We start from the raw sequence: 2,641 nt of genomic DNA on the forward strand, positions 1-2,641 counted from the left end.
TCATGTTTAGGTACATTGTGTGTAATTAAAGGATAAATACCAGTTTTAGCAGCTGTGTCTAATACACGATATTGAGAAGATTGCTTTAATAATTTACTTAGTGTATAAACAAGCTTTTTAGGATATCCTTCTTGTCGATCAATCATTTCTCGTAAGCCACGAACTACTTGGCGAATTTGACGATGACAAGAGTGTTTTAAAACGTTAATGAATTGGTTCATATCCTTTGCAAATTCAGCAATATTCATTTCCACTAACAGATTTTCAATGAATTTAACTTTACGCTTATATGTATCTCTTGGTGTAAAAGGATCACGGTATTCTGCTCCTTCTTCTTTTGCGCATAAGAAATCAGGATGTACAGATAAATGCAATGTTGTGTATTGCTTTTTATTCTTCTTCCCTTTTTCTAACTTGCAAATTTTAAATAAAGGAGATCCAGTACCAGATAGCTTTGTTTCTAGTTCCTCAAGCACAGCACGAATCTGATGTGGGTATTTCTTATGTAAGTAACGATACATACCGCCAAAGTGAGTTGAGTTTCCTTGTTCATCAACTTTGAATAAAGAACGTTTCAGGGTAGTTTCGCGTTTCTGCTGCATTGCTACATCCATGAATAGTTTCTTAGCTGCAATGGATAACTCAAAGAATTCTTTGGTAAATACTATCGGGCTAATAAATGTATATGCGTTTGCTTTATTCGTTTCTTTATTCATGAAATCAGTTAAGGTAATTTTATATTTACCACTGTACTCATTTTCGATTGTAATGATGTTATGGAAACTTAACTTCTTCAAAGCCACATAAAATTGTGAGTGGTGAATATGTGCAAATGCTTCTTTATAATTTTTATAATCTTCCCAAAGCATATGGATTGATACATGTGAAAGCTCACCATATGTATTACATTTTTTATGAAGAAATAGAAATACTTCTAAATCAGCATTTGTAATACCATATAGCTTATGTTTTCTGCCCTCATTTTTATCAAATCCACTTACTTTATCTACAATCTTTTTCATTTTCAGTGAAAAAGATGGCTTTGCTTGTTCAACAAATCCCTCTTCATCAGCTATTCGTTCTTCATAGGACATTGAATTCACAATGTCTTCTAGATAAGTATCTTTAAAACTGTAATACTTACCTTCCAAAGCTTCTACTAACTTTTGCCACGATTTAATTGTTACAATTACCGGTGTTGTTGTTTCACCATTCAAACTACGCTTGTTCTTTATAACGAAAGGTTTTGCCATCTTTTTCACCTCCTTTTATGTTAAGTTGCAGTTTTCCCCACAATTAGATATAGAATTTCATTTTTGATTATATCAAATCGAATGCTGGTGAAATCTGTCCCTTTAAGAGGAAAAATAAAAAAATGAAACGTGCCTCAATCCCTTGGGGGACAAGGGATTTGACGTTTCATAAAAAAAAGTTTATTACCACCATAGGGCTATGAAGTTTTTTGAATATGAAACGTAGTATGTTGTGGGGTGAATCTTACTAAACCATTGATTTTATAGGGTTTTACGCTAATTTCGTTTTAAAGTTGTAGCCATCATATAGCTATAACGTTTCATGTTTTGGATTGACTAAGAAATTTCTATAAATTTCGTATAAATACTGATATATAGGGAGTTATAACTGTTTTTAAATGAAAAGTTGTAGCCATCATACCGCTATAAACGTTTCATTTCGTTTCATGTTTCCTGCCGTCATATAGCTATAACGTTTCATGTTTTTAAAACAAGTTATATTTTATTGAAAGCGGCTGTAACCCTTGGTATATATAGATTTGTTTGAAGTTTTAAAGTTAAAGTTGTAGCCATCATATAGCTATAATAATTTATTGCGTTTTCTTTCATATTTAATGAAATGGCTTTATATCAACGTTTATTAGTAAATCACATAGAATGAAATTTTTTTTAGTCGAATGATTTTCAGGATATTCTCGTTTCATTTTTTTAAAGTTGTAGCCATCATATAGCTATAACGTTTCATAAATTACGAAATTATAACCACAATATAGCTATTCATTATTATAAGTAAGAAGTAATAGCCATGATAAGGCTACATAGTTTTAAGTAAGAAGTAATAGCCGTGATAAGGCTACATAGTTTCAAGTAAGAAGTAATAGCCGCGATAAGGCTATATAGTTTCAAATAAGAGATTATAGCCATGATAACGCTATATAGTTTCAAATAAGATCTTATAGCCATGATAACGCTATATAGTTTCAAATAAGAGATTATAGCCCCGATAAAGCTATATAGTTTCAAATAAGAGATTATAGCCATGATAAGGCTATGTAGTTTCAAATAAGAGCCTATGGCCATGATAAGGCTATGCAGTTTCAAGTAAGAAGTAATAGCCGTGATAAGGCTATATAGTTTCAAGTAAGAAGTAATAGTCGCGATAAGGCTATGCAGTTTCAAATAAGGGCCTATAGCCCCGATAAAGCTATATAGTTTCAAATAAGGGCTATAGCCCCGATAAAGCTATATAGTTTCAAATAAGGGCCTATAGCCCCGATAAAGCTATATAGTTTCAAATAAGAGCTTATAATAGCCATGATAAGGCTATGCAGTTTCAAGTAAGAAGTAATAGCCGTGATAAGGCTATATAGTTTCAAGTAAGAAGTAAT

General features: G+C 31.8%; 1 protein-coding gene. It reads right to left on the reverse strand.

What is annotated here, in order from left to right; all coding sequences use genetic code 11:
- The coding region (locus JDS92_RS29880; RefSeq protein WP_199633024.1) for a hypothetical protein at positions 1-1,253 on the reverse strand (1,253 nt) is incomplete at its 3' end.
- Positions 1,254-2,641: the final 1,388 nt, after the last annotated feature.

The organism is Bacillus cereus group sp. N12, from assembly GCF_016483575.1.
Lineage (GTDB): Bacteria > Bacillota > Bacilli > Bacillales > Bacillaceae_G > Bacillus_A > Bacillus_A toyonensis.